The organism is Nocardia sp. 852002-20019_SCH5090214, from assembly GCF_001665865.1.
Lineage (GTDB): Bacteria > Actinomycetota > Actinomycetes > Mycobacteriales > Mycobacteriaceae > Nocardia > Nocardia nova.
In genome coordinates, this window is the sequence record NZ_LZMK01000364.1 from 19513 (window position 1) to 42150 (window position 22638).

Annotated in this window: 20 protein-coding genes; 14 read left to right on the forward strand and 6 right to left on the reverse strand. The window is 67.3% G+C overall.

The genetic code is table 11. The features are described from left to right. The first annotated feature begins 459 nt into the window (after window positions 1-459). The 3 genes from A5780_RS27780 to A5780_RS27790 all read left to right on the forward strand — a co-directional run bounded on the left by A5780_RS27780 (window position 460) and on the right by A5780_RS27790 (window position 3804). Window positions 460-2757 carry a transglycosylase domain-containing protein gene (locus tag A5780_RS27780; RefSeq protein WP_064910196.1) on the forward strand — a complete coding sequence of 766 codons (2298 nt, stop codon included), beginning with the start codon at window positions 460-462 and terminating at the stop codon, window positions 2755-2757. 111 nt (window positions 2758-2868) lie between these two features. Next, window positions 2869-3372, forward strand: a complete 504-nt coding sequence (locus A5780_RS27785; protein ID WP_063011594.1) for a GyrI-like domain-containing protein — start codon at window positions 2869-2871, stop codon at window positions 3370-3372. Between the two features lie 6 nt (window positions 3373-3378). Further along, a complete protein-coding gene (locus A5780_RS27790) occupies window positions 3379-3804 on the forward strand; it encodes a GyrI-like domain-containing protein (protein WP_030514164.1) in 426 nt (141 codons plus the stop codon). A 251-nt stretch (window positions 3805-4055) separates the two neighbouring features. On the opposite strand, the gene A5780_RS27795 is transcribed toward A5780_RS27790, so the two are convergent. Next, window positions 4056-5150, reverse strand: coding sequence for an inositol-3-phosphate synthase (locus tag A5780_RS27795; protein WP_064906355.1), 1095 nt, complete (start codon window positions 5148-5150; stop codon window positions 4056-4058). Further along, on the reverse strand, window positions 5143-5700 hold the full coding sequence (locus A5780_RS27800; protein ID WP_036507131.1) for a PadR family transcriptional regulator: 558 nt from the start codon (window positions 5698-5700) through the stop codon (window positions 5143-5145). Before A5780_RS27800 ends, A5780_RS27795 begins: the two co-directional genes overlap by 8 nt. A gap of 146 nt (window positions 5701-5846) precedes the next feature. Here A5780_RS27800 and A5780_RS27805 point away from each other — a divergent pair, with 146 nt between their 5' ends. From A5780_RS27805 to A5780_RS27820, 4 genes are all read left to right on the forward strand, one after another. Next, complete coding sequence (locus A5780_RS27805) at window positions 5847-6260, forward strand: DUF5318 domain-containing protein (protein WP_030514161.1); 414 nt, start codon at window positions 5847-5849, stop codon at window positions 6258-6260. A gap of 359 nt (window positions 6261-6619) precedes the next feature. Continuing rightward, window positions 6620-9271, forward strand: a complete 2652-nt coding sequence (locus tag A5780_RS27810) for a transglycosylase domain-containing protein (RefSeq protein ID WP_231983119.1) — start codon at window positions 6620-6622, stop codon at window positions 9269-9271. Between the two features lie 29 nt (window positions 9272-9300). Beyond that, window positions 9301-11016: a glycosyltransferase family 87 protein gene (locus A5780_RS27815; protein WP_063014397.1), complete on the forward strand. Its 1716-nt coding sequence runs from the start codon at window positions 9301-9303 to the stop codon at window positions 11014-11016. Then, window positions 11013-11765 (forward strand): isocitrate lyase/phosphoenolpyruvate mutase family protein, encoded by a 753-nt coding sequence (locus A5780_RS27820; RefSeq protein ID WP_063014298.1) that lies wholly within the window; start codon window positions 11013-11015, stop codon window positions 11763-11765. Before A5780_RS27815 ends, A5780_RS27820 begins: the two co-directional genes overlap by 4 nt. A 141-nt stretch (window positions 11766-11906) precedes the next feature. Here the strand turns inward: A5780_RS27820 and A5780_RS27825 are convergent, their stop codons facing one another. Then, window positions 11907-12995: an alkene reductase gene (locus A5780_RS27825; protein WP_064910197.1), complete on the reverse strand. Its 1089-nt coding sequence runs from the start codon at window positions 12993-12995 to the stop codon at window positions 11907-11909. Between the two features lie 48 nt (window positions 12996-13043). Between A5780_RS27825 and A5780_RS27830 the strand changes: the two genes are divergently transcribed. Continuing rightward, window positions 13044-13409 (forward strand): MerR family transcriptional regulator, encoded by a 366-nt coding sequence (locus tag A5780_RS27830; protein ID WP_030514156.1) that lies wholly within the window; start codon window positions 13044-13046, stop codon window positions 13407-13409. 24 nt (window positions 13410-13433) lie between these two features. Here A5780_RS27830 and A5780_RS27835 read toward each other — a convergent pair whose 3' ends face one another. Then, on the reverse strand, window positions 13434-14378 hold the full coding sequence (locus A5780_RS27835) for a DMT family transporter (protein WP_231983120.1): 945 nt from the start codon (window positions 14376-14378) through the stop codon (window positions 13434-13436). A gap of 83 nt (window positions 14379-14461) precedes the next feature. On the opposite strand from A5780_RS27835, the gene A5780_RS27840 reads away from it, so the two are divergent. Further along, entirely contained in the window at window positions 14462-15001 is a 540-nt protein-coding gene (locus tag A5780_RS27840) for an ABATE domain-containing protein (protein WP_064906349.1), read from the forward strand. A gap of 1 nt (window position 15002) precedes the next feature. On the opposite strand, the gene A5780_RS27845 is transcribed toward A5780_RS27840, so the two are convergent. Beyond that, window positions 15003-16373 (reverse strand): glycosyltransferase 87 family protein, encoded by a 1371-nt coding sequence (locus tag A5780_RS27845; protein ID WP_064910199.1) that lies wholly within the window; start codon window positions 16371-16373, stop codon window positions 15003-15005. Between the two features lie 260 nt (window positions 16374-16633). Between A5780_RS27845 and rpsF the strand changes: the two genes are divergently transcribed. The 5 genes from rpsF to dnaB all read left to right on the forward strand — a co-directional run bounded on the left by rpsF (window position 16634) and on the right by dnaB (window position 21800). Further along, a complete protein-coding gene (gene rpsF / locus A5780_RS27850; RefSeq protein WP_030514152.1) occupies window positions 16634-16924 on the forward strand; it encodes a 30S ribosomal protein S6 in 291 nt (96 codons plus the stop codon). A gap of 110 nt (window positions 16925-17034) precedes the next feature. Next, window positions 17035-17580: a single-stranded DNA-binding protein gene (locus tag A5780_RS27855; protein ID WP_063014306.1), complete on the forward strand. Its 546-nt coding sequence runs from the start codon at window positions 17035-17037 to the stop codon at window positions 17578-17580. Between the two features lie 58 nt (window positions 17581-17638). Continuing rightward, window positions 17639-17911: a 30S ribosomal protein S18 gene (gene rpsR / locus A5780_RS27860; protein ID WP_025353551.1), complete on the forward strand. Its 273-nt coding sequence runs from the start codon at window positions 17639-17641 to the stop codon at window positions 17909-17911. Window positions 17912-17927: 16 nt separating this feature from the next. Beyond that, window positions 17928-18383: a 50S ribosomal protein L9 gene (gene rplI / locus A5780_RS27865; RefSeq protein WP_030514150.1), complete on the forward strand. Its 456-nt coding sequence runs from the start codon at window positions 17928-17930 to the stop codon at window positions 18381-18383. Window positions 18384-19169: 786 nt separating this feature from the next. Further along, entirely contained in the window at window positions 19170-21800 is a 2631-nt protein-coding gene (dnaB, locus tag A5780_RS27870; RefSeq protein ID WP_064910283.1) for a replicative DNA helicase, read from the forward strand. On the opposite strand, the gene A5780_RS27875 is transcribed toward dnaB, so the two are convergent. After that, on the reverse strand, window positions 21769-22620 hold the full coding sequence (locus A5780_RS27875; RefSeq protein ID WP_064910201.1) for a helix-turn-helix domain-containing protein: 852 nt from the start codon (window positions 22618-22620) through the stop codon (window positions 21769-21771). The two genes, dnaB and A5780_RS27875, sit on opposite strands and share 32 nt — an antisense overlap. Between the last annotated feature and the right edge of the window lie 18 nt (window positions 22621-22638).

Consider the following 22638-nt stretch of genomic DNA (forward strand, 5'->3'; position numbering starts at 1 on the left):
ACGGATATGACGATTCCCGCCTCTTGCCAGGGGCAGAGGCACACGGACGGCGGGGAGAAAGACGTTCGGCGAGTGAGAGGTCGAATGCGATGCGCGACGTTGCACGTGAGCAAAACGGAAGCTACCAGGCAGTTTGTCGAGCTACCATTCGGAACGACCGCTGGTGCCTCACTTCACAAAATGCATGTCGGATGTCTAATTCATCCGTTTCGGTCCCGGCAACCGGGCGGTCGACACGGTGTCGGAAATACGTTGCGTTCTGCCTCTGCTTCATGGCGGCGAGTGCGGTTGCCGACGTGGTTATTCGGCTCACACCGATGCGCCGTCGGCCGGTCGTGACCGGTTTTCGAGCGGGATCACGATTTACTGGGTATTAGCTGTTCTGGTTGACCACCGACCGGCCCCGTAGGCTGGACGGGATCGTTGTTTCTCGCTGGTTCGCCGACGCTCCGGGAGGAGATGATCGTGAGCTCGACCCGCAAACCGCGGCGCGGCCGCCCGGAAACGGCGCCTTATGCCTCGATTGCCGGGTGGAAGCAGCTCGACGGTGTGTCCCGGCCGAACAGCGGGCGTCCCCGCCGCCGCGAGAAACCGGCCGGCGCCCGCGAACGCCCGCCGCGCACACGCGGTCAGCGGATTCGGCGTCTGCTGCTGGCCCTGTTCCTGATCTTCGTCGCGATTCCGTCGTTGCTGTTGGTGCTCGCGTACTGGAGCGCCGAGATACCCGATCCGAGTGCGGTGCAGACCAATCAGATCGCCACCGTCACCGCCGCCGACGGAACGACCGTCCTGGCGAAAATCGTTCCCCCCGAAGGCAATCGCACGCCGGTGCCGCTGTCGGAGGTGCCGCAGACCATGCGCGACGCCATGCTTTCGGCCGAGGATCGCGACTTCTACCGCAATCCCGGATTCTCGGCGCCGGCCTTCCTGCGCGCGGCGCGCGACAATCTGCTCGGCCGCGACGACGCGGGCGGTGGATCCACCATCACCCAGCAGTACGTCAAGAACGCCTTCCTCAGCTCGGAGCGCACCCTGTCGCGCAAGATGCGGGAGCTGGTGATCTCGGCGAAGATGGCACGGCAGTGGAGTAAGGACGACATTCTCGCCGCGTACCTCAACACCATCTACTACGGCCGGGATGCCTACGGGATCGCGGCGGCCGCGCGCGCCTACTTCGACAAACCGGTCTCGCAGCTGACCCTAGCCGAGGGCGCGGTGCTGGCGGCGGTGGTGCGCACGCCGTCGATCCTGGACCCCGAGACGCACCTCGACCAGCTGAAAGCCCGGTGGAACTACGTGCTCGACGGCATGGTCGGGATGGGCGTGCTGACACTCGGCGAACGCGACAAGGTGCAATTCCCGACGATCGCGCCCGCACCCAAACCCGACGACGACGCCGCCCGCGGCCCCGCCGGGTTGATCCGCACCCAAGTGCTGAAGGAGTTGCGCGCGGCGGGGATCAGCGATCAAGAGATCAACACCGGTGCGCTGCAGATCACGACGACCATCGACGCCAAAGCGCAGGAGGCCGCGCTGGACGCGGTGCACCGCACCCTCGACGGCCAGCCGCCGCAGCTGCGCAGTGCGGTGGTGTCGATCGATCCGCGTTCGGGTGCGATCCGGGCCTACTACGGCGGCGAGGACGGAGTCGGCTACGACTTCGCCCAGGCTCCCCTGCAGACCGGGTCCTCCTTCAAGACCTTCGCCGTGCTGGCGGCGCTGCAGCAGGGCTTCACGCTGACGTCCCAGCTGGACAGTTCGCCGGTCGTTGTCAACGGGGTGAGGGTGACCAACGTCGAGGGTGAATCCTGCGGAACCTGCAGTCTCGCCGAGGCCTACAAGCGTTCGCTGAACACCAGTTTCATCCGGCTCACCCAAGCCATCGGGCCCCGGGCGGTGGCCGATGCCGCCCACCAAGCCGGTATCCCCCAGCAGATCCCGGGCGTACCGGGCACCTCACTGTCGGAACCCGACGGGCAGCCGGCGCCGACGGTCGTCCTCGGCGTGTACTCGGTGCGGCCCATCGATATGGCGTCGGCCTATGCCACCATCGCGGCGTCGGGCAGCTATCACCAGCCGTACTTCGTGCAGCGAGTGGTGGCCGGTGACGGCCGGGTACTGCTCGATCGCGGGGCGCCCGGGGGCGGGCAGCTGCCGCCGCCGCAGCAGCGCTTCCCGCGCGGGATCACCGATACGGCCACCAAGGCGATGCAGCCCATCCCGGCGTATTCGAACGGCCACACGCTGGCCGGGCGTCCGTCGGCGGCCAAGACCGGGACGACGCAGCTCGGAGACACCGGCGAGAACAAGGACGCCTGGATGATCGGTTTCACCCCGTCGCTGTCCACCGCGGTCTGGGTGGGTACCGATCAGCCGGAGCCGATCCGGACGGCGGGCGGCGGCCTGATCTACGGCTCCGGGCTGCCGTCCGACATCTGGAAGCGCACCATGGACGGCGCGCTCGCCGGCACTCCGGTCGAGCAGTTCGCCAATCCCGATCCGAGCGCGGCGGCCGGGCCGTTCGCGGCGCCCCCGCCACTGAATTCGGCGGGGCCGTTCACGGAGCCGGAGCCCCAGACCGCGGCGCCGCAGCCGACCGGGAACGCGCCGTTCGACGTCCTGCAACCGCCGTCGCAGTCGGAGCAGCAGCCGCCGCCGGTGATCGTCATTCCGCCCGCTCCGCCGCCACCGCCACCACCCCCGCCGCCGCGGCAGGTGGAGATCTTTCCGGGGCTGACCGTCCCGGTTCCGGGATGACGGTCCGATCCGGCACGCTGTGATGAAACGAATTGGAGTAATCCGGCCATCATCCAGCACACGCCGATAGGGTGGAACGGGGTTGAACACGAGACATTAGGGGCGACACGGGTGGATTTCGAAGTGGTGGAGCGCCACGAGACACTGGTGGCGGGCACGGTGCTACGCAGCCCGGCGCTGGCGGTCGAGGGACCGCGCCGGCAGAAGGTGGAAGAGGCGTGGAAGCGAACTCTGGCGCGCCGGTTACCCGGCCCGCCGGCGACCGCATATGTCGACCACGCGCCCGAGATCGGTTCCTATCTGACCCATATCGTCGGCTACCGGTGCGAGAGCCTCGACGATCTGCAGCCCGGTGATGTGCTGGCCCGCGTCCCCGCGGCGAAGTTCGCGCGCTTCCTGCGCACCGGCGACAACCTGGGCGACACCATCGTCTCGATCTGGCGCGCGGTCTGGGATCTGGAAGCGGCCGGCGCGCTGGTGCGGGCCTACACCGGCGATTTCGAGCACTATCCGGAGGCGCGCACGGTCGAGGTGTTCGTCGCCCTGCAGAGCGATCCGCTGACCGACGCGTTGAACAACGGTGTGGCCCAAGCCGATTCCGGCGAGAACAGGTAGGGACTCGTGGACTTCGAAATCGTCACCCTGGAACCGAGCCTCGTCGGGGGACTCACTGTCCCGCTGGCCGGGCGCGAGGTGACCGCACGAGATCTGGATCTGGTGAACTTCACCTGGGACCGCTATCTGTCGCGGGAGAAGAACGTCCCGCGCGTCGCGGCCTACATCGGCCAGGACGACCACGCCGTCGCGGTCCTCGGCTACGAACTCGGCGGACTCGACGAACTCGACACCGGCGACGTGATCACCCGCATTCCCGCGGGCCGCTATGCCAAATTCGTCGTCTCCGACAAGCCCTACGATCTGCTCCGCACCGCCTGGGCCAAGGTCGCCAAGGCCGAGAGCGCCGGCACGATCACCCGCTCCCACACCGCGGAGATCGAACGCTACACCGGCCCCACCTCGGTCGAGGTGTACGTGTCGCTCGACTGACCGCCGAACGAAAAGCAACGAATCAGGCTGGGCCCCCGCGATTTCCGCAGGGGCCCAGCCTGATTTCGAAGCCTGATATTCACAGCGACATTCGCGCCTGACGCAACCCCGCACGGGCCGACCTCGAGGAGGCCCCGTTCGCGGCCGGCTCGCCGATGCGGTGCCGTGGCGCAAGCGACGAAGGAGCAAGCCACGGCGCCGCATCGGCGAGCCCTAGGGGCCGCGAACCCGCCGAGCGAAGCGAGGCCGAACTATTCAGCGCCGATGATGAACGCTTCCAGCTGGGTGCGCGCGATGTCGTCGGCGAGCTGCTTCGGCGGGGACTTCATCAGGTAGGCCGAGGCCGGGATGACGGGTCCGCCGATGCCGCGGTCCTTGGCGATCTTGGCGGCGCGCACGGCGTCGATGATGATGCCGGCCGAGTTCGGCGAGTCCCACACCTCGAGTTTGTACTCCAGGTTCAGCGGCACGTCACCGAAGGCGCGGCCCTCGAGGCGCACGTAGGCCCACTTGCGGTCGTCGAGCCAGCCGACGTGGTCGGACGGGCCGATATGCACGTCGTTGGCGCCCAGCTCCTTCTTCAGGTTGCTGGTGACCGCCTGGGTCTTGGAGATCTTCTTGGACTCCAGGCGCTCGCGCTCGAGCATGTTCTTGAAGTCCATGTTGCCGCCGACGTTGAGCTGCATGGTGCGGTCCAGCTGCACGCCGCGGTCTTCGAACAGCTTGGCCATCACGCGGTGGGTGATGGTCGCGCCGACCTGAGACTTGATGTCGTCACCGACGATCGGCACGCCGGCGTCGACGAATTTCTGCGCCCAGGCCGGGTCGGAGGCGATGAAGACGGGCAGCGCGTTCACGAATGCGACGTTGGCGTCGATGGCACACTGCGCGTAGAACTTGTCGGCATCTTCCGAACCGACGGGCAGGTACGAAACCAGCACGTCGACCTTGGCATCTTTCAGCGTCTGCACGACGTCGACCGGCTCGGCCTCGGAGAGTTCGATGGTCTGCGCGTAGTACTTGCCGATGCCGTCGAGGGTCGGGCCCCGCTGGACGGTGACGCCGGTCGGCGGCACGTCGGAGATCTTGATGGTGTTGTTCTCGCTGGCGAAGATCGCATCGGACAGGTCGAATCCGACCTTCTTCGCGTCGACGTCGAATGCGGCGACGAACTTCACATCGCGCACGTGGTACTGGCCGAACTTGACGTGCATGAGGCCGGGCACAGTCGAGTTCTCGTCTGCGTCCTTGTAGTACTGCACGCCCTGGACCAGCGAGGAGGCGCAGTTGCCCACGCCGACGATGGCCACGCGAATCTCATTGGCAGCCGGGTTGACATCACTCATGGCCGACATTTCCCTCTTTCTGTGGTGCCGCCTTCATTGATTGCTCCGCTGCAATCAACTCGTTGAGCCAGCGCACTTCGCGCTCGCTTGATTCGAGACCGAGTTGATGGAGCTGGCGGGTGTAGCGATCCAGTGTTCCGCTGGCGCGTTTGATCGCCTCCCGCAGTCCTTCTCGGCGCTCCTCGACCTGCCGTCGTCTGCCCTCGAGGATCCGCATCCGCGCCTCGGCGGGGGTGCGGCTGAAGAAGGCGAGATGAACGCCGAAGCCGTCATCGGTGTAGTTCTGCGGGCCGGTATCGGCGAGCAGTTCACCGAACCGCTCTCGACCCGATTCGGTCAGTTGGTAGACCCGGCGGGCCCGGCGGGTGACCGCGCCGGCCGGACTCTCCTCGGCGATCAGACCGTCGGTCTGCATGCGCCGCAGCGTCGGGTACAGCGACCCGTAGGAGAAGGCCCGGAACGGTCCCAACAGGCCCGTCAACCGTTTGCGCAGCTCGTAGCCGTGCATGGGTGACTCCAGGAGCAGCCCGAGAATCGCGAGTTCGAGCACGGGCCTCACCTCCTGACTGTATTGAACAGACCTAACCGATGGATGCGATTACAAACTATATCGGACCGATATAGTGAGTGGAAAGGAACGTGTGGCTTCTCTCGGTGGCATGCCGTGCCCCCGCCGACGCAAGTACTCTGGGACCCGTGCGAATTCAGCGGCAGGTGGTCGACTATGCGCTCCGGCGCAGGTCGCTGCTGGCCGATGTCTATGCGGGCCGTGTGGACGTCGCCGAGGTATGTGATGCGAATCCGTACCTGCTGCGTGCGGCGAAATTCCACGGGCGGGGGAGCGAGGTCACCTGTCCGATCTGCCGAAAAGAGCAGCTCACGCTCGTTTCGTGGGTCTACGGCGACGGATTGGGACCGATCGCGGGTTCGGCCCGAACCCCCGAGGAACTGGTGCGGCTGGCCGAGACTCGGGAAGAGTTCTCGGTGCACGTGGTCGAGGTGTGCCGGACCTGTAGTTGGAATCATCTGGTGCAGTCGTATGTGCTGGGGCACACCCCGGCACCGCGGCGCCGTCGTGGTGGCGGCGCTCGTCGGACTGCCGCCGAATGACGGGCACACTCGACTGATATGTGGAGCGGTTCCCATACCGGCCGACGACGGCCGCGCACGCCCGCACCGAGCTATCCGGACCGTATCGAGTTATGGAGATCCAGGCTGTGACTTCGCCTTACGACGATGGACCGAACGGCGGTCGGCCCCCGCGCGGCCCGCAATCCGGACCCGGTGGTCAACCACCGCGTCCGGCAGGCGGCAACCCGCCCGGCGCCCGGCCGCTACCGCCGCGTCGCCAGGCACCGCCCCCGGGACCGGGCGGTCCCCGCGGCGGCCAGCCGGGCGGACCGCCGAATCCGGCCGGTGGCCCACCACGACGCCCCGGCCCGCCGCCCGGCGGTGACCGCACGCCGCCGATGCGCGGCCCGGCCGGTGGCCCGCCACGCACGGGCGGGCAGCCCACGGTGCGCGGCGGTCAGCCGAATCCGGCCGGTGGCCCGCCGCGCCGTCCCGCGAACCCGGCACCGCGTCCGGGGGCGGGGGCAACGCAGAAGATCGCCAAACCGGGCGAGCAGAAACCTCAGGCCACCCAGAAGATCGCGGCCGGAACCCTCGGTGAGGCGATGGCGCAGCGCGGCCCGCGCTCGACCGCGGCCAACCGGTCGGCTCCCGGTGGCGCCGGGACGCGTCCCGGATCCGGTCCGGGCACCGGCGGACGCCGCGCGGTTGCCGGCGGTACGCCCCCGTCGGGTCCGCCGCCGCGCAAGGGCAACGGCGGCGGTGACGGTCCGGGTGGATCGGCGGGCAGGGGCCCGAAGACCAAGAAGAAATCCCCGTGGCGCATCGTGCGCCGAGTGATCTATGTCCTGGTGGCATTGGCCATCGTGGTGCCGAGCGCGGTCTTCCTGATCGCGTACACGACGGTCTCGATACCCCAGCCGGGCGATCTCAAAACCCCTCAGGTCGCCACGATCCTGGCCTCCGACGGCACCACGCAGATCAGCAGAATCGTTCCGCCGGAAGGTAACCGGACCGACGTCACCATCGACCAGATCCCGCCGCACGTGCGCAATGCGGTGATCGCGGCCGAGGACCGGGACTTCTACTCCAACCCGGGCTTCTCCATCAGCGGTTTCGCCCGCGCCGCGCGCGACAACCTGATGGGCAAGGACACCGCCGGTGGTGGTTCGACGATCACCCAGCAGTACGTCAAGAACGCGATGGTCGGCAATCAGCATTCGCTGAGCCGCAAGATGCGCGAGCTGGTGATCTCGGCGAAGATGGCGCGGCAGTGGAGCAAGGACGACATCCTCACCGCGTATCTGAACACGATTCCGTTCGGTCGCGGCACCTTCGGCATCGACGCCGCGGCCAAGGCCTACTTCGGCAAGTCGGTCGAACAGCTGACGGTCGAAGAGGGCGCGATGCTGGCCGCCACCATCAACCAGCCGTACGGCCTGGACCCGGAGAACAACCCGAAGGGCGCCGAACAGCGCTGGAACTACGTCCTCGACGGCATGGTCAAGGCCGGTTCCGTACCCGCCGCCGAACGCGCCAAGATGGTGTATCCCAAGGTTCTGCCGTCCAGCGCCAAGGACGACAGCGAGAACAAGACCGCGGGCCCCAACGGCTTGATCAAGCGGCAGGTGCTCAGCGAGCTGTCCGAGGCCGGCATCAGCGATACCCAGCTGAACACCGAGGGTCTGCAGATCACCACGACGATCGATCAGAAGGCCCAGCAGGCGGCGATCGATTCCGTGCACAAGAACATGCAGGGTGAACGCGACGAGGTCCGGACCGCGGTCGTCTCGGTCGATCCGAAATCCGGTGCGGTGCGCGCCTATTACGGTGGCGACAACGCAACCGGCTGGGACTTCGCCAATGCCGGGTTGCAGTCCGGCTCGACCTTCAAGGTCTTCGGCCTGGCCGAGAATCTGGAGCTCGGCAAGCCGCTGTCGACGATGTACGACAGTTCCGATCTGACCGTCAACGGCATCAAGATCACCAACGCCGAAGGCGAAACCTGCGGCACCTGCACCATCGCCGAGGCACTCAAGCGGTCGCTGAACACCAGCTTCTACCGCATGGAACTCGATATGCCGGACGGCCCGGCCAAGATCGCGGCGATGGCGCATCGGATGGGCATCCCCGACACGATTCCGGGTGTGGGCCAGACCCTGACCGAACCCGATGGTTCCGGGCCCAACAACGGCATCATCCTGGGTCAGTACCAGGTGCGGCCGCTGGATATGGCCTCCGCGTACGCGACCATCGCGGCCTCGGGTGTGTATCACAAGCCGCATTTCGTGCAGAAGGTCGTCACGGCCGACGGTCAGGTGCTGCTCGACCGCGGACAGGTCGCCGGGGAGCAGCGGATCTCCGCAGCGGTCGCCGACAACCTCTCGTCGGCGATGCAACCGATCGCCGCGTCCTCCCGCAACCACGGCCTGGCCGGCGGCCGGCTGTCCGGCTCCAAGACCGGTACCACCCAGCTCGGTGACACCGGTCAGAACAAGGACGCGTGGATGATCGGCTTCACCCCGTCGCTGTCGACAGCGGTCTGGGTGGGTACCGCGGACGGTGTCGCGCTGAAGACGCCCGGCGGCTCGATCATGTACGGCTCCGGCCTGCCGTCGGATATCTGGAAGGACACCATGGACGGCGCGCTCGAGGGGACGCCGAAGGAGAACTTCCCGAAGCCGGCCGCGATCGGCGGTCAAGCCGGTGTGCCGTCCTTCTCGGCGCCCTACACCGCGCCGAGCACCACGCAGCAGGAGTATCAGCCGCCGGTCGTGGTGAAGCCGTCGCAGGTCGAGATCCTGCCGGGCATCACCATTCCGGTGCCGGGCATCCAGCCGAACCCGCGGTCACAACCGCAGCAGAACCAGCCGCAGTCGCAGGACACGGGGCCGCTGCCGGGGCAACCGGTGGCGCCCGCCGACGGCACGTCACCGAGCACCTCCAACTCCGGTGACACCAGCGGCAATTCACGGTCCCAGCGTCCGGGTGCGGGCGTCGGCAACAGTACCGACGGGACAGGAGACGGGTACACCAACAGTCACCGGTAGCCTCGGGTGGCGTGAGTGAACAACAGCCGGTGGCGGCCTCGACGTTCGGTGACGAAGGTGTCGAGACCGCCACCGGTTTCGTCTCCGCGGCGCCCCTCGCGGCGGATCGGAGGTCGGCGGCCCGCCGGGACAAACCCAGCCGCACCGATTCGATGACCGCGCAGTTGAGCAGCACGATCGGCGGCCCGGTCGGCGACCACGCCCTGATCGGCAGGGCCCGCTTCTGGACTCCGCTGCGCATCCTGCTGGCCTTCGCGGTGGTGTTCCTCGCCTTCGGCTGGGCCGGTAAGGCCGGCTGCATCCAGCAGACGACCACCTCGGAGGGCCATCTCACCCTCGACTGGAACAACGGCCGCCAGTACGTGGCCATGTGCTACTCGGACACGGTGCCGCTCTACGGCGCCGAGCATCTCGACGAGGGCGCGTTCCCCTACAAGAAGAAGTGGACCGAGGTCGGTCCCGACGGCAAGCTGCAGACCCGGTACATGGAGTATCCGGTGCTGTCGGGCCTCTACCAGTACCTGGCGATGGAGGTCGCCAACATCTGGATGTCGCTGCCGTTGCCGAAGGCGCTGTCGGTGGTGGTGTATTTCAACGTCGTCGCCGTGGGACTGGCACTGGCCTGGCTGGTGACGGTGTGGGCGTCGGCGATGCTCTCGGGCCGCCGCATCTGGGATGCCGCGCTGGTGGCCCTCTCACCGCTGGTGCTCGTGCACATATTCACCAATTTCGACGCCCTGGCAACGGCTTTCGCGGCCACGGGCCTGCTGGCGTGGGCCAGGCGGCGACCGGTCCTGGCCGGGATACTGCTCGGGCTGGGCGGTGCGGCCAAGCTGTATCCGCTGTTGCTGCTGGGCCCGATCGTGGTGCTGTGCCTGCGCGTCGACGGCCGCGACCGCTTGCCGGGCCTGCGAGAACAGCTGCGGCGCAACGGCAACAACGTGATCGCCGCGCTGCGCGACTATCTGGCCGGGGCGCGGATCAGCCCGCTGCGCGCGGCGCTGGTGACGGTGGTGTCGGCGGTGCTGGCCTGGCTGGCGGTGAATCTGCCCATCGCCGTGCCGTTCACCGAGGGCTGGTGGGAATTCTTCCGGCTCAACAGTGAACGCCATGCCGATCCGGATTCGCTCTACAACGTGGTCACCTCCTTCACCGGCTGGCAGGGTTTCGACGGTCCACTCGCCTCCTCCGACACTCCGACCGCACTGAATACGGTGTCGCTGGTGTTGTTCGCGGCCGCCTGCGCGGTGATCGGCTACATCGCGCTGACCGCCGCCCGCCGACCCCGGGTGGCACAGCTGGCCTTCCTGGTGGTGGCGGCGTTCCTGCTGACCAACAAGGTGTGGAGTCCGCAGTATTCACTGTGGCTGGTGCCGCTGGCGGTGCTGGCCCTGCCGCACCGGCGAATCCTGCTGGCATGGATGACGATCGACGCGCTGGTGTGGTTCCCGCGCATGTACTACTACCTCGGCACCGAGGACAAGGGCGTCCCCGAACAGTGGTTCACCAGCGCGGTCCTGATCCGCGACCTCGCGGTCGTGGGCCTGTGCGCGTTGGTGGTCCGCCAGATCTACCGGCCCGACCTGGACCTCGTGCGAAGCGACGGCGCCGACGATCCGGTGGGCGGAATTCTGGACCGCGCGCAGGACCCGGCGCTGCCGTGGTTGCCGTCGGCCCTGCAACCCAGGGCGCCGTATCCGGCCTCTGGCGCGAACACCCGCTCATGGGCCAGGATCGACACATGACCGCATTGAGCGAGCAGGCGACCACCTTCCTCGAGTTGCACCGCCCCGGCGACCCGGCGATTCTGCCGACCGTCTGGGACGCGTGGTCGGCGAATCTGGTGCAGGCGGCCGGTTTCGCCGCACTGACCGTCGGCAGCCATCCGCTGGCGGATTCGCTGGGCAAATCGGATCAGGAGGGGATGACCTATCCCGAGTCGATGGCCCGGGTTCGCGAAATCACCGCGGCCGTGGACATTCCCGTCTCGGTCGATATCGAATCCGGCTACGGCCTGAAGCCGGCACAACTGATCGACGGGCTGCTGGAGGCGGGCGCGGTCGGCCTCAACATCGAGGATTCGGTGCACAGCGAGGGTGGCCGCCTGCGTGAGCCGAGCGAGCACGCCGACTTCGTTGCCGGACTGCGGCAGGCGGCCGATGCCGCCGGTGTGCACGTGGTGGTCAACGCCCGCACCGATCTGTTCCTGCGCGAGGACCAGAACACCCCGGATCGCGTGGAGCGGGTGCTGGAGCGGATGCGGCTGGCGGCCGACGCGGGTGCCGACGTGTTGTATCCGGTGGGCCAGCGCGATCCGGAGATCCTGCGCCGGCTCTGTGCCGAACTTCCGTTGCCCGTCAACGCCATCGGTCTGCCGGATCAGGGCGATCGGGCGTGGTTCGCCGAATTGGGTGTTGCCCGAGTCAGTTTCGGGCCTTTCCTGCAACGCGCACTGAGCACCGAGGCGAACCGGTTGCTGGCCCGCTGGCAGTAATCCCGGAACCCCGGCACCGAACCGGGTGCGGTTCTGTGACAATGGAACACGCCGATGCCCGTCGCAACGCATGCCACGAAGCCCGAGATGAGCGAGCCGACGGCATGCGAACGGGGCGGTCATCGGCGCTGTGATCGCCGTTCAAGCGACCCACTCGTCGCGGTCGGTCCAGGACGGGTAGTCCGTGTATCCGATCGGTCCCCGGCCGTAGAGACCGTCCTCGCGCACCGGTGCCGGCGCTCGCCCGTGCCGAATCCGCGACACCAGATCGGGGTTGGCGACGAAGGCGCGCCCGAAGGACACCAGATCCGCTCGGCCGTCGGCGAGTACCCGCTCGGCCGCCGCCGGTGTGGTCGGCGCGCGGTTCTCGCCGACATTGGCGATGAGTGTGCCGTTCCAGCGCGGGCGCAGATCGTCGAGCGCCGGATAGTCGTCGTTGTCGGTGAGGTGCAGATAGGCGAGATCTCTCCCTGCGAGTTCACCCACCAGGGCGCGATAGAGCGGCGCCGGATCTGCCTCGCGCATCCCGAACTGCGGATTGCCCGGGGACAGCCGGATCCCGACTCGATGCGAACCCGCCACCGCGGCAGCGGCATCGATGACCTCGAGTGCGAATCGCATGCGATTGGAGATCGTGCCGCCGTATTCGTCGGTGCGCAGATTGGTGTTGTCGGCCAAGAACTGATGAACGAGATAGCTGTTCGCCCCGTGGATTTCGACACCGTCGAATCCGGCGGCGAGCGCGTTGGCGGCGGCATCGGCGTAATGCTGGACGGCCTGTGCGATCTCGGCGCGGGTCATGGCACGGGGGTGCGGCGCCGGAGCCTTCCCGCCGTCGAGCAGGTGGACCGGATCGGATGCCGGCACCGCGGACGGACCGGCCGGCAGGGTGCCGTCGATCCGGGCGAGCGGATGGCCCCACCGGCCACCGTGCATGAGCTGGGCGAAGATCCGGCCGCCCGCGCCGTGGACGGCGTCGGTGACCCGGCGCCATTCGGCGATGTGCGTCTCGGTGGCCAGGCCCGGCACCCACGCCTCGCTCTGCCCGCTGGAATGCGGCCAGATGCCCTCGGTGACAATGAGTCCGGCCTCCGCCCGCTGGGCGTAGTAGGTCGCCACATCGGCGGTGGGTGAACCGTCGGGACGGGAGCGCAGCCGAGTCATCGGCGCCATCACGACGCGATTGGGCAGATGCAGGTGGTGTGCGTGATAGTCGGTCAGCAACAGCATGCGCGTACCGTAGAACCTGACATCAATGTGAGGTGCAAGGAGAAACCGGTGCGCATCGGTGAACTGGCACGACGCACGGGCGTCAGCGTGCGATCGTTGCGGTACTACGAGAGCCAGGGCCTGCTCGCCTCGACCCGGACCTCCGGCGGTCAGCGCGAATACCGTGAGCAGGCCGTGGACCGTGTCGTTCGCATTCAGGAGATGTTCGCCGCGGGACTGCACAGCCGCACCATCGCCGAACTGCTCCCGTGCATCAACGACACCGACGGCACACCCGCGGCGACCGCGACACCGTGGCTCACGGAAACCCTTGCCGCCGAACGCAAGCGCATCGAGGCGTGCATCAAGGATTTGGTCCGCACCCGCGACGTGCTCGACGGCGTGATCAGCGCGGCGCAGGGCGAGCCGCAGTAACGCCCGGTCGGGCGCGCCCGCACGTCAGGCGGCAACGCCCGCCCGATGCTCCCGGACACCGCCGGGTACCGGCGATGTCGGCTCCCCGGCCGGCGCGGCATCCCGCCGGGTTCCGGACCGCAGCGAGGCCAGCACCATCCCGATCAGGCCGACGCCGAGGCCCGCAATCGTCGACGGGCGCAACGGTTGTGCGATCAGCAGCCAGGCCAGCACCGCCGTGACCAGCGGGGTGACGAAGAACAGCTTGCCGACACGGGTGGCGTCCCAGCGCCGCAGCATGGCGTTCAGCAACAGGAAGCACGCGACGGCGTTGATCGCCACCATCCACACCAGCGAGCCGGCGAACCGAAGGGGATCGGCGATATGGGTACTGCCGCTCGCGAGCATGAAGATTCCGGCCACCGGCGCGCTGACCAGAACGTGCACAGCGGTATTGGTGCGAGGGTCGACCTGCGGCACGAAACGCTTCTGATAGACCGTGCCGAGACTCAGGCCCAGCAGGCCGAGCACACACAGCACCAAACCCGTTGCGGAGAAATGGGATTGATCGAAGACGGCCAGTCCGACCCCGATGCCGCCGACACCGAATCCGATCCATTGCCGCACGGTGACCGACTCCGCGAGCACGGTCCCGGCGAACAGTGCGATCACCACCGGATTCAATCCCTGTACCAGGGAGATCACCGCCGCGGACACATGCTCGGCCATGGCCGTGTAGAAGGCCCCGAACTGCACCATTTGCATGAGCAAGCCGGCGACGGCGACATGCAGTAGTTCCCGGCCACGCGGCCATGTCGCCCGCACGGCAACGGCATACGCGGCCAAGGCCACCCCGGCGAAGGCGAAGCGTGCGAACAGCACCACCATCGGCGGCGCCGCGCCGACGCCGATGATGCCGGCGATGAACGCGCTGCTCCACATCACGACGAAGGCCGCGGGCGCGGCCGTCTCCATCAGTCGGTTCCGCACGACGCCTCCCAAGTAACCGCTTCAACTGGTTATCAACCCTGACATCGGGGCAACTAACCTGTCAAGGGGGTTACTATAGGGAGGTGTTCACCTTCGTCAGCGGCAACCTGGCCCTGGATTTCGCCGGCACGGTCCAGGAGCGCAACGCCGGTTTCATCGATCTGCTGACGGCTCCCGCCGCACTCGACGAATGGCTGATCGCGGCCGGACTACTGGACTCCGCGGCACAGTGCGACGCGGCCGCACTCGCGCGGGCGGTCGAACTGCGCGAAGCGGTGTACCGCCTGGCCCTGGCCACGAGCGTCGGCGAGCCGTGGCGCGATGCCGACCGCGTGCTGGTGAATCGGATCGCCGACGGGCCGAAACCCTCGATCGCCCTGCGCGCCGACACCGGCGTGACCCGGCGCGGCGATTGCGATCACGCCCTCGCCCGGATCGCGACCGAGGCGATCGAACTTCTCGGCGGACCCGATCGCGATCGGATCAAACAATGCGGCCGCGACACCTGCACACGCCTCTACCTCGACACCTCCCGCGCGGGTTCGCGACGCTGGTGCGATATGACGCTGTGCGGCAACCGCGCCAAGAGCGCGTCGTTCCGCGCTCGCCGCGGCAAGCCGTAAGTCACCGCGCGGGAACGAGTTCGCGCGCCACCGGCGACACCATCGGCCGATATCCGCGCGGGCGGGCGCGGACGAACGCGAAGAAGAAGAACACCAGCAGTATCGCGCGTCCCCACACTCCGAACTGCACGAGTTTCTCGTAGAAGTCCGCACCCGTCCCGCTGCCCAGGGCATGGAAGTAGCGGAAGACCCCGATGCCGAGCGCCAGATCGGCCAGCAGATAGGCGCCGATCGCCGCCCACGGCACCTCGAGCAGGACGAAGAACGGCAGTATCCACAGCGTGTACTGCGGTGAGTGCACCTTGTGGAACAGCAGGAATCCACACAGCATCGCCGCGCTCACGCCCACCCACGGGTAGTAGCCGAGGGCGGGAAAACGCTTCCACCCCAACCAGATAGCCAGCGCGAACGAGACGACCACCAGGATCGGCGAGGCCGTCGCCACGACGTCCTGGAACGACGCCTCCCCGCTCTGCCCCTGCGCGAACATCGGCCGCAGTCCCCAGTACCAGACGGAGTTGGTGGTGATGTCGGCCTGGCGCATCTGCTGAAAAATGAACGAGGCCCGCCAGCCGTCGTAGCCGAGCAGCGCGAAGGGCAGGTTGATCGCCACCACCGTCGCGATCGCCGCACCCGCGGCCGCGAGCGCACCGCCCGGGTCGTAGCCGCGGCGGTGGGTATCCGGCCGCGGCTCGCCGAGGTCCGGCTCGCCGAGAAATATGTGAAGCATCAGCGGCAGCACGAAGATCCCTGGATACAACTTCAGGCAGAACCCGATGCCCAGCAGGACCGCCGCGACAATTCCCCTGGTGCGCAACGAATATCGAGTCAGCGTCGTCATCACGTAGACCGCGCCGACGGCCGTGCACACCACCGGGAGTTCCCAGTTGTGGAAGGCGTAGAGCACCAGCGGCGGGCCCACCGACCACAGCAGCGCGACGGCTCCCGACATCCGGCCCAGCATCCAGGCGGTCAGCAGGGCGAACGGCGCCAGCAGCAGGGCCGAGTGCAGCAGGAAGCCGGCGTCGTCGTGCACCCCGGCCGCGCCGAGCCACATCAGCAGTCCGCTGAGTACCGGATATTCCACGGCGCCACCGGTCAGCGTGCCGTCGGGGGTGATGCCGCCGCCGACGTACGGAAACAGATGCTCGTCGATGCCGCGGCCGAGCCAGAGGAACTGGATGTCGGAATAGCAGACCTCGGCATCCTTGATGCGGTCGAAGATCAGACTGCGCCCGTCGCCGTCGAACGGCGCGCCCGCGCAGCGGGCCTTGTTGAGATAGGCGAAGATCAGCGTCACCGCGCAGGCCAGCACCGCGGCCGCGGCCGCGACCCGGCCGGTGGCGCGCGCCCGGACTACGGCATCGGCCACGCGGCCACCTCCGCGGCCACGCCGTCGCCGCCGCCGCGGTCCCAACGATCGGCGGGTCGAATCGGCATGTGCACCACGATAGGTGGGCTACCCCGCGGACGGCGTTATTCCCCGGGAAGGAGACCCATTTCGCACCCGGTGCCCCGGATTCGGGTCCGGACCGGCCGTTCATGTAGCCTTGTCGGGTTGCTGACGCAACGACCCCTCCTGCCACGGAAAGTCCGTGGCCGTTCACAGTCCACAGGAGGTGATGGGTTCCCGTGCGTCATTACGAAGTGATGGTCATCCTCGATCCGAACCTGGACGAGCGCACTGTCGGTCCGAACTTGGACAAGATGCTCAGTGTGGTCTCGCAACAGGGCGGCAAGATCGACAAGGTCGACCTCTGGGGCCGCCGCCGGCTGGCCTACGAAATCGAGAAGCGCGCCGAGGGCATCTACGCCGTCGTCGACCTGACCGCCGAGCCGGCCACGGTCAGCGAGCTCGACCGTCAGCTGGGCCTGAACGAGTCGGTGTTGCGCACCAAGGTGCTGCGGCAGGACAAGAAGTAAGACCCCTGGCATACCTGCCGGAAAGCAAACCGCACTTGTCGTTGCCTGGCCTTAGGCTCTAGCGCAACAGGCGAGTGCACAGCTGATCGCACCGGAGACCAGGAGGAACCATGGCAGGCGACACCGTAATCACCGTCATCGGCAATTTGACGGCAGATCCGGAACTTCGATTCACGCCCGCGGGCGCGGCGGTGGCCAATTTCACCGTCGCCTCGACTCCCCGGGTGTTCGACCGCAACGCCAACGAATGGAAAGACGGCGAGGCACTGTTCCTGCGCTGCAACATTTGGCGTGAGGCCGCGGAGAATGTCGCCGAGAGTCTGACCCGAGGCGCTCGCGTGATCGTGAGCGGACGGCTCAAGCAGCGCTCCTACGAAACCCGCGAGGGTGAGAAGCGCACGGTCGTGGAACTCGAGGTCGACGAGGTCGGTCCCTCCCTGCGCTACGCGACCGCGAAGGTCAACAAGACCTCGCGCGGCGGTGGCGGCAGTGGTGGTTTCGGCGGCGGCAATTCCGGCGGCAGTGGTGGGGGCTTCGGCGGCTCCAACGGTGGCAGTCGCGGCGGACAGGGTTCCGCCGGCGACGATCCGTGGGGCAGCGCTCCCGCGGCCGGCTCCTTCGGAGGCGGCCAGATGGACGACGAACCGCCGTTCTGAACGGCTCACATATCGGGGCCCGCGCTATGCGGCTCCCAGGCAAACGGAGTGAAGACCCATGGCCAAAGCACCGGCACGCGAAAAGGTGCTGAAGAAGAAGGCTTGCGCGTTCTGCAAGGACGACAAGAAAGCCAAGAAGGACGGCTCGGGCACCGGCGCCGTCATCGACTACAAGGACACGGCGTTGCTGCGCAAGTTCGTCAGCGACCGCGGCAAGATCCGCGCCCGCCGCGTCACCGGCAACTGCGTGCAGCACCAGCGGGACATCGCCGTCGCGGTGAAGAACTCTCGCGAGGTTGCGCTGCTGCCCTACGTGTCCACGGCTCGCTGAGAACGGGAGGCAGACGATGAAGCTGATTCTGACTGCTGATGTGGACAACCTCGGTGCGCCCGGCGACACCGTGGAGGTCAAGGACGGCTACGGCCGTAACTACCTGCTGCCGCGCGGCCTGGCGATCGTCGCCACCCGCGGTGCCGAGAAGCAGGTCGAGGGCATCCGCCGGGCGCAGGACGCTCGCCGCGTGCGCGACCTGGACCACGCCAAGGAGCTCAAGGCCGCGATCGAGGGCCTGGAGGGCGTGTCCCTGTCGGTGAAGACCGCCGGCACCGGCAAGCTGTTCGGTTCGGTCACCACCGCCGACGTCGCCGGTGCGGTCAAGGCCGCCGGCGGCCCGGTGCTCGACAAGCGCAGCATCGAGCTGCCGAAGTCGCACATCAAGAGCACCGGCAAGCACAACGTCACCGTGCACCTGCACCCCGACGTGATTGCCAAGTTCGATCTGCAGGTTGCTGCCGCGGAGTGATATCCGCTCCGCCGTCCGGCGGGGTCCCGCATCGGTTCGCCGATGTGCTCGCTCCGGACGGTGGATCACAGTTCTTCGAAGACCATCCCCGTAGTCACTGCGGGGATGGTCTTCGCCTGCGCGCGTTCGCCCGGGCCGGACAGGCCCGTCAACGGCTCTTGTCGCATTTCGGGGCGGAATCGGATCCGACACGATAGAGTTGCGAAAGATTTGCTAGATGGTGACGGCAGGCACCGGATCTCGCCGCCGACGCATCGTGCTCACTTTTTACCCAGCTCCTGGGGATTTGTGGACAAGTAGCTGAACCGACCGTCTGGAATGTGATCTGCGCCATAGCTTGAGAGAGCGGTGTTTACCCAACACGCCCGGCTGTTCATCTTGAATGACACGCCGACGGAATTTCGATCCACATGTGGGAAATCGAAAAAACGTGGTTCCACCTGGTCATAGCCACTGCGCATACCGGGTTATCCCCAGTTGATGCACAAGGCCTACACAACAGCGGGTGAACTGTGCCCAGTTTATCCACAGTTGTTTCCACAGGATGGTTTGGCGATCCCCAACTCGGTCCCTTAGGTTCTTCCAGGCGCCGTCATCACGCGCCGGGAACGCCGCGGTTCTCGCTGCGAGAAATCGTTAGCTACAGCGCGTTTCCGATCATGTGATGGCCGCGCCGACGTCCGGCGTGCCATGTTCCGACGTGTCGGTACCCGGGCGTACAACAAGTCATCAATAGGGTCGAAGCCGGGTGGGATCAGGCCGGGTGCGATGAGAGAGGACGGTCGAGTGGCAGTCGTCGACGATCGCGGGCACTCGGACTACAACGATCAGCCCGGCGAGGATTTCGGTCGGCAGCCGCCGCACGATATGGCCGCGGAACAGTCGGTTCTGGGCGGCATGTTGCTCAGCAAGGACGCCATCGCCGACGTCGTCGAGGTCATCCGTCCCGGCGACTTCTACCGCCCGGCGCACCAGGCCGTCTACGACGCGATTCTCGACCTCTACGGCCGTGGCGAACCCGCGGACCCGGTCACCGTCGCCGCCACCCTGGATCGCCGCGGCGAACTCAAACGCATCGGCGGCGCGCCGTATCTGGTCACCCTGACCCAAACCGTGCCGACGGCGGCCAACGCCTCCTACTACGCCGAAATCGTCGCGGAGAAGGCGATTCTGCGGCGCCTGGTCGAAGCCGGCACGCGCATCGTCCAATTCGGCTACGCCGGCTCCGAGGGCCAGGACGTCGCGGAGGTCGTCGACCGCGCCCAGGCCGAGATCTACGAGGTCACCGAACGCCGGTCCACCGAGGACTTCCTGCCCCTGGAGGAACTGCTCCAGCCCACGATGGACGAAATCGACTCCATCGCCAGCCGCGGCGGCATCTCCCTCGGCGTACCGACCGGCTTCACCGAACTCGACGAGGTCACCAACGGCCTGCACCCCGGCCAGATGATCATCGTCGCGGCCAGGCCCGGTGTGGGTAAGGCGCTCGCACTCGATACCCCGCTGCCCACTCCGGCCGGCTGGACGACCATGGGTGAGGTGGCGGTCGGAGACCACCTGCTCGACGCGCACGGACGACCGACTCGGGTCGTGGCCGCCACCGAGACGATGTACGAACGCCCTTGCTACGAGGTGGAATTCTCCGACGGCACGGTGATCGTCGCGGATGCCGAACATCAGTGGCTCACCGAAACACGCGCCTCACGGCGCTCTGCGCAGCAAGCCGCGGCCGGACGCAATCGGTACCGGAATCAGCGGACATTCGCCGAGGTTCGGACCACTGCGGACATCGCCGGAACGCTTCGCTGCGCGACCGCGGACGGGCGTCTCAACCATTCGGTCACCAACGCGGCGCCGCTGCAGCTGCCGGAGCGTGATCTGCTGGTTCCGCCGTATACCCTGGGCGCCTGGCTGGGCGACGGCACCTCCGCCTCCGCCCAACTGACGACCGCGGACCCGGAAATCGTGCTGCGCATCGAGAACGAGGGGCTGATCGCAGTCCCATCGGCGAGCGCCCCGCTGCGCTACAGCCTGCGGTTGCCCGAACCCGGTCCCATCGCTACTCGCAACTGCGTTGTGTGCGGCACCGAGTTCGTGCCGTTCACCTCCGAGGTGAAGACCTGCGGCCGATCATGCGGTGGTCGATCACGATTCGTATCCGCACCCTCGCCCCGGCCGACCTGCCCGCAGTGTGGCCGACCCTCGACCGGTCTGCGGATGTGCCAGAGCTGCCGCGATACCACCGGCACGGTGCAGGCACGGTTGCGCACCATCGGGGTCCTGGGGAACAAGCACATCCCCAGCGCCTATCTGCGTGCCTCCGAAGCACAGCGGCGGGCGCTGCTGGCCGGTCTGCTCGACACCGACGGCACTGTGACCCACGGCGGTTCGGTGCAATTCACCGTGACGAACGAACGACTGGTCTCCGACGCGGAAGAACTGATCGTCAGCCTCGGATATCGATGCCACCGATCGACCAAGAGCGTTCGCGGACGCACCGCGGACAGTTCGGTGGCGTATACCCTCACGTTCGCGACCGACGACGAGGTTTTCGGTCTGAGCCGGAAGAATCTGCTGCACAAGCAGCGTCGGCGCGCGGCCGGAACAGCCCGCACGCACTCACGGTTCATCGTCGATGTCCGGCCGATCCCCAGCGTCCCGGTCCGCTGTGTCGAGGTCGACAACGCCGACCACCTCTACCTGGCCGGGCGCTCGATGGTTCCCACGCACAACTCCACTCTCGGAATGGATTTCATGCGGAGTTGTTCGATCAAGCACGGCTTGGCGAGCGTTATTTTTTCGCTGGAAATGAGTAAGACCGAGATCGTGATGCGTCTGCTGTCGGCGGAGGCGAAGATCAAGCTCGGGGATATGCGGGCCGGGCGGATGAGCGACGACGACTGGACCAAGCTCGCGCGGCGGATGAGCGAGATCAGTGAGGCGCCGTTGTTCGTCGACGACTCGCCGAACCTGACCATGATGGAGATCCGGGCCAAGGCGCGGCGGCTCAAACAGCGCCACGATCTGCGGCTCGTCGTGGTGGACTACCTGCAGCTGATGACATCCGGTAAGAAGGTCGAGTCTCGCCAGCAGGAAGTCTCGGAATTCTCCCGAAGCCTGAAACTGCTGGCCAAGGAGCTGGAAGTTCCGGTGGTCGCGATCAGTCAGCTGAACCGTGGTCCCGAACAGCGAACGGACAAGCGCCCCATGGTCTCCGACCTCCGCGAATCCGGTTCACTGGAACAGGACGCCGACATGGTGATCCTGCTGCACCGCCCCGACGCGTTCGAACGCGACGACCCGCGCGGGGGCGAGGCCGACCTGATCCTCGGCAAACACCGAAACGGGCCCACCGCGACGATCACCGTCGCACATCAGCTCCACCTCAGCCGCTTTGTGGACATGGCTCGCGGGTAGCGGTCAGTCGCCGCGGCCAGGCGATGTGGTCGACCGAGAGCCATGGTGCGGCCGCGACGGCAGCGGAGGTCATTCCCGCGAAGTCGACGATGTCGCGATGGAGATGGGACTGATCGACGAAACCGGCGTCGGCGGCGACGCGAGCGGGGCGGTGGCCGGCGGCGAGGCGATGGGCCACGTGGTCGAACCGGACCAGGCGGGCGCATTGTTTGGGCGTGATCCCGATCTGGGCGCGAAAGCGCGACCACAGCCGCTGACGGCTCCAGCCGACCTCGGCCGCCAGCGGTTCGATCCGGGCCCGGCCGTGGCTGTATGCCAGTCTCCGCCAAACGAATTCGACCTCCGGATCGACCTCCGGGCCGGTGGAGAGTCGCCGAGCCAGCGCGGCGTGCGCGAGCGCGAAGCGCGTATCCCACGACCGCGTGGCCCGCAGTTGCTCCTGGATTCGCACGGCTTCACCACCCCACAGTTCGCCGAGCCCGACCACCATGCCGTTCAGTTCCGCACCCGCACCGAGCACCGCGTGGGCGATCACGGGTGAGAGCCGGATCTGCAGCAGGTCGACCCCGCGGCCCGATCCCCGCAACGCGCCGCGAGGCAGGCCGACCACCAGAGCTCCGCCCGTGCGATCACCGTCCACGACCAGCGCGTCACCGACATCGATGAAAACCGTCAGCGCCGGATACGGAATCATCTGCAACGCGACCGATTCCCCGGCTCTGCCGCGGAACCCGGCCATACTCACTCCCGGCATACCCCGCCCCGCCGGCACCGCGACATCCATCGCGGCACCGGCCAGCGACACCGGCTGGACAGGCATGACGCCATGGTACGAGCG